The sequence below is a fragment of the Tabrizicola sp. genome (genome assembly GCF_031377265.1).
Lineage (GTDB): Bacteria > Pseudomonadota > Alphaproteobacteria > Rhodobacterales > Rhodobacteraceae > JAUYQR01.
The window spans coordinates 1-4,787 of the sequence record NZ_JANMET010000284.1 but is presented as its reverse complement, the minus strand read 5'-3'; the positions used below and the strand labels follow the sequence as shown (position 1 = coordinate 4,787).

5 protein-coding genes and 1 pseudogene are annotated in these 4,787 nt (G+C 63.5%); 3 read left to right on the top strand and 3 right to left on the bottom strand.

Going from position 1 to position 4,787, the window contains the following annotated elements; translation table 11 throughout:
- On the top strand, positions 1-1,015 hold a 1,015-nt coding region (locus RMO18_RS15915; RefSeq protein WP_309667228.1), incomplete at its 5' end, for a glycosyltransferase family 2 protein.
- On the opposite strand, the gene RMO18_RS15910 is transcribed toward RMO18_RS15915, so the two are convergent.
- Positions 987-1,574: an NAD(P)H-dependent oxidoreductase gene (locus RMO18_RS15910; RefSeq protein ID WP_309667227.1), complete on the bottom strand. Its 588-nt coding sequence runs from the start codon at positions 1,572-1,574 to the stop codon at positions 987-989. The genes RMO18_RS15915 and RMO18_RS15910 overlap by 29 nt on opposite strands.
- An 82-nt stretch (positions 1,575-1,656) precedes the next feature.
- Between RMO18_RS15910 and RMO18_RS15905 the strand changes: the two genes are divergently transcribed.
- Positions 1,657-2,256 (top strand): TetR/AcrR family transcriptional regulator, encoded by a 600-nt coding sequence (locus RMO18_RS15905; RefSeq protein ID WP_309667226.1) that lies wholly within the window; start codon positions 1,657-1,659, stop codon positions 2,254-2,256.
- A gap of 61 nt (positions 2,257-2,317) precedes the next feature.
- On the opposite strand, the gene RMO18_RS15900 is transcribed toward RMO18_RS15905, so the two are convergent.
- Both RMO18_RS15900 and rsgA read right to left on the bottom strand, forming a co-directional pair.
- Entirely contained in the window at positions 2,318-2,923 is a 606-nt protein-coding gene (locus RMO18_RS15900; RefSeq protein WP_309667225.1) for a 50S ribosomal protein L25/general stress protein Ctc, read from the bottom strand.
- A 124-nt stretch (positions 2,924-3,047) separates the two neighbouring features.
- Positions 3,048-4,073, bottom strand: coding sequence for a ribosome small subunit-dependent GTPase A (rsgA, locus tag RMO18_RS15895; protein ID WP_309667223.1), 1,026 nt, complete (start codon positions 4,071-4,073; stop codon positions 3,048-3,050).
- Positions 4,074-4,247: 174 nt separating this feature from the next.
- On the opposite strand from rsgA, the pseudogene RMO18_RS15890 reads away from it, so the two are divergent.
- Positions 4,248-4,787, top strand: a pseudogene (locus RMO18_RS15890) (MFS transporter); the annotation flags it as partial.

Genomic DNA, 4,787 nt, shown 5'->3' with positions numbered 1-4,787 from the left:
CGCATCGATGCGAAACGAGGGGCCGTTCATTGTGGAATGGGTGGCTTGGCAACGGCTGCTCGGGTTCAGCAATATCGTCATTGTCACCAATGACTGCACCGACCACTCGCCCGAATTGCTGGACGCGCTTGCCGCCGCCGGATGGTGCATCCATCTGCGCTGCGTCGTGCCGCCAGGCGGGCCCATCACCCGCACCAAGTTGCAGCAGGCGCATCAGCATGCGGCGGTACGGCAGGCTGATTGGGTTATGGTCTGCGATGTCGATGAGTTTTTGGTGATTCACGCGGGCGAGGGCCGGTTGAGCGACCTGCTGCCTCCTGCCGATGCGGCGCCATTTCTTGGCATGTCGATCAACTGGAGAGTGTTCGGCACTTCGGGGCATCAGACATGGGAGGATGGCCTTACTCATCGACAGTTCCTCTGGACGCGAAGCGGCGTGACGGGCCTGTCGGGGTGGGTCAAGTCGATCTTTCGCAGGCCGGGGTGGTTCAGGCGTTTGGGTGAACACGGGCCAAAAGGCTTGTCCATGGCCCATGCAACAAGCGCATGGGGCGCGCCGGGGATGGTCTGGGTGAATGGCGATGGCGTCAGGGTAGACCAGTGGTACCCTGCGGCACCCTATATGCAGCGGCTGCCGCCGGCGTTGTCCACCCACGCCACGGCGCAGATCAATCATTACATGCTGCGGTCGGTGGAGAGTTTTGGGCTGAAGCGCGGCACGCTGTCGCCTGTGGCTGGGCGGGACCGATACACCGACAGATATTTTGCCAACGCCAATCGCAATACGAGGCTCGACGAGTCCGCGCTGAAACATGCAGCCGCCTTTGACCGGCTGCATGCCGAGATGATGGGGCATCCGGGGATCGCGGTGCTGCACCATTTGTGCTGCGCGGATTATGTGGAACGGCTGTGCGCGCAGGCGGGCCGGCCTGTCGCAATGGACCAGCGCTATGCACATCACATCGCGGCGGCTGGCGGGGGCGGTGTCACGCGCCAGCCTGACCCAAAGCCCTGACTCCTGCCAACCAGCGGGCGCGGATCGCATCGGTGCTTTGCTCCACCGGCGCGCAGAGGGTAAAGGCCATGGGCGAAATGCCGGTATACCCAAGGATCTGGCGTTGCATTTGGTGGCGCAGGGCCGAACGGTACAGGAAACGGAAGCCCCATCCGGGTGTATCGGCGGTGAGGACCAGACGTGCGCTGCGGCCAGCGAGCAAAGGCTTTGGCAGGCCCATTTTGCGGACGCGAGGGTCGAAGGCGTAGCCGGGCAGGAACGTTCGGTCAATCAGCCCTTTGGCCTTGGCGGGCAGCCCACCCCACCAGAGCGGGCTGAACAGGACCACGTGCTCGGCCCAGAGCAGATCTTCGCGGAACTGCAGAAGATCGTCCTCCAGGGCAGGCGAGTTGCGAAAGCCCGACTGGCCGAAGTCCGGGTTGAACTGCATCTTCGACAGAGCGGCGCCACGCAATTGGTGCCCAGATGCCTTGGCCCCTTCTTGATAGGCTTGCGCAAGACCGGCACTGAGTGACAGACTCCCAGGATGAAGATCTACAGTAAGGATACGACGGGGCATTCAGGACTCCTAAATTGACTATGGTCAATATTTAGGATATAAAATGACTGCAGTCAATATAGTGAATCCATCGGATGGTCGAATGACTCGCAAACCGCAAGCACGTACGGCACAGACCCGCGAACGGCTGATCGCTGCTGGGCGCGACATCGTGGCGCGTGTGGGCCTTTCCGGGCTGCGAACTGACGAGGTCGTGGCGCTGGCGGACACGGCCAAGGGCACATTCTTTGCCCATTTTGCTGACAAGGATCATTTGCTGGCGCTGCTGCTGGCCGAACGCCTGGCCGCGACGCTGACCGACGTGCCACCCCCTGCCACACGCGGTGAACTTGGCGTGGCGCTGGACCGGATCTTTGCCAGCTTTGCCGCTGAGCCGAACACCGTTGTGCTGCTGACCCGGTTTAGCGGGCCAGCCGGGGTCGGGCTGGGGTTGGATCTGGTGATCTGCGACATCATCGGCAGGTTTGCCGAAGGGGTGGCGGTGATGCAGCATCAGGGTCAGATCACCAGCACGGTTGATCCGGCGATGCTGGCCGAGGGGTTGGTGGCGTTTTTGTTCTATGCTGCGGCTTCGGCGCAATGCCCGGCGGTGGGAGATCAGGCGGCGGCACAGCAGCGCGCGCAAGCGCTATTGCACCGGATGGCAGAGACGCTGCTGTGGCCGTCAAGCGCCGCTGGCTGAGGCTGGAAAACGAAAACGGGAGGCCAAGGCCCCCCGCTTCCTGATTTGCTGGATCAAAGCCTCAGGCTTCGGCAGCTTCTGCTTCTGCGGTCGCCAGGCCAGCCGGAGCGGCCACGTTGGCGATCACGAAATTGCGGTCGATCGTCGCCTTGGTGCCTTCGGGCAGGACCACATCGTTGATGTGGATCACGTCACCGATGGCAGTGCCAGTCAGGTCCACGGTGATGTGATCGGGGATGTCACTTGCGGTGACTTCCAGTTCCACTTCCGAGCGGACAACCGTCAACGTGCCGCCACGCTTCAGGCCGGGGCTTGCTTCGTGGTTGATGAAGGTGACGTGGATGAACAGCTTGATGCGGCTTTCATCGCCAATGCGCATGAAGTCGACATGTGTCGGCAAGTCTCTGACGACATCGCGCTGAACACCGCGGCAGATGACGTGCACATCCGGCATGCCTTCGACCTTGAGGTTGAACAGGGTCTGCAGGAAACGGCCCTGACGCAGGCGCTTCAACAGGTAGTTATACTTCAGGTTCAGCGGTGCGGGCTCAGTGCCGCCGCCGTAAACGATCCCGGGTACGTAGCCCTCACGACGAGCTTGACGAGCGGCCCCCTTGCCTGTCCCCGTCCGTACCTGAGCTTCAAGATCTGGGATCTCGCGTGCCATAGGTTCTCTCCATATATACATCCGCCATCCTCCAAGGGTGCATGGCGCGACCGTGGGCCTATAGCGGCGAATCAGGGTGAAGGGAAGGGCGATTGTCGGTGCACAACGGGTTGCCTGCCGGACATCAGCGCCGTTTGCGGCTTTGCGTGACCTTGTTGCCGCGCGGGCCGGTCTGCACCGGGGTATTGTCGCGGTTTTCAAGGCGCAGCTTGCGCCAGCGATCAAGGCGCGCGGGGTCCAGCGTGCCGGATGCCACCGCGGCCTGTACCGCGCAGCCGGGTTCATGCGCATGGGTGCAGTCGCGAAACCGGCAATGTGGGGCAAGATCGGTGATTTCCGAGAACAACTGATCCAGACCGGACGCCACGTCGCTGACATGCAATGTCCGCATCCCGGGCGTGTCGATCACCCAGCCGCCGCCGACAATCGGATGCAGCGAGCGCGAAGTGGTGGTGTGGCGGCCCTTGGCGTCATCTTCGCGGATGTCGCCGGTTTCCTGCCGGTCATCGCCGGTCTTGGCGGCAAGGGTATTTAGCAGCGTTGACTTGCCGACCCCGGAAGACCCGACAAGCGCCACCGTCTGCCCGGCACCGCACCATGGCGCAAGGACCAGCGCTGCCTCGGGCAGCAAGGCATTGACCGTCACCACCGCCAGCCCGCGCTGCAAGGCTGCGGCCTGCGCCTGGAAGTCTTGCGGGGTGTCGGTCTGATCGGCCTTGGTCAGCACGATCACCGGGGTGATCCCGGCCTCGTTGGCCAAGGCCAGATAGCGTTCCAGCCGGGCCGGGTTGAAATCAGCGTTGCAGGAGGTGACGATGAACAAGGTCGCCACGTTCGCCGCGATCAGTTGCGCCGCACCGCCATCCAGCCGCCGTTGCAGCAGGGTTGTCCGGTCCAGCCGCCGCACAAGGGTGTGGCTATGCGCTTCGGCCAGCACCCAGTCGCCGACCGCGAAATTCGCGGTGTTCACCTTGACTGGCAGGATCAGCCGCACCGTGCCGCCTGCCCCAACTGCCGTCATCCGTGACCGGTGCACGGTTGCCACACGCAGCGGAAGCAGTTCTGCGTCCTCAGGCGTAAGCTGGTCGTCCAGCGACGGAGACCAGCCGAGGCTGGCCAAAGACGGACGTGTGGGGTCAAGCGTTTGCATCGCCCGACTGGAATGCAGGCAGCGCGGGTGCGACGCAAGTCCCCGCCAGCAGATTCTTTCCATTCCTTGGGGCAGCTTGCCCGAAAGTCGCGGGAAGGACGGGCAAAGTCGCGGGAGGGACAGCGGAGCAGCGGCCTGGCAGCTATCTGTCGGGTCCGCTTTGAAAGGCCCTGCATGCGTGTCCTGCCCCTTCTTGCGACGGCCCGCGCGCCGCTGGCCGCCTTTGCGGCGATGGGCGTTTTGTGGGGCACTTTTGCTGCTGCACTGCCCGACCTCAAGGCAATGCTGGGGGTCGACGAGGCGCAATTGGGCCTGCTGATCTTTCTGACGCCGATTGCCGCCGTGACAGCGATGCTGTTTGCCCCGGCCTTCGGGACAGCGCTGGGGCGGATCGCATTGCCATCAGCGGCGGTTCTTATGGCACTGAGCTGTGCGCTGCCGGGGCAGGCGGCGGTGATCTGGATGTTTCCTTTGGCGATGGCCTGCTGCGGGGCGGCCACTGGCCTGACCGATGTGCTGATGAACGCACGGGTGGCGGCTTTGGAAAATGAGCGCGGGCTGCATCTGATGAATTTGACCCACGCCGGCTATTCCTTTGGCTATGCGGGGGCGGCGCTGGCCACTGGCGCGATGCGGTCGGCGGCTTGGGCCCCGGGGGCAGTGATGGGAACCATGGCTGCGGTCGCGGTGATACTGGCGCTGTGCACGATCGAG

Excerpts from the sequence above, each read along its gene's own strand:
- RMO18_RS15910 (WP_309667227.1), bottom strand. The coding sequence starts at position 1,574 with ATGCCCCGTCGTATCCTTACTGTAGATCTTCATCCTGGGAGTCTGTCA.
- RMO18_RS15905 (WP_309667226.1), top strand. The coding sequence starts at position 1,657 with ATGACTCGCAAACCGCAAGCACGTACGGCACAGACCCGCGAACGGCTG.
- RMO18_RS15900 (WP_309667225.1), bottom strand. The coding sequence starts at position 2,923 with ATGGCACGCGAGATCCCAGATCTTGAAGCTCAGGTACGGACGGGGACA.
- rsgA (WP_309667223.1), bottom strand. The coding sequence starts at position 4,073 with ATGCAAACGCTTGACCCCACACGTCCGTCTTTGGCCAGCCTCGGCTGG.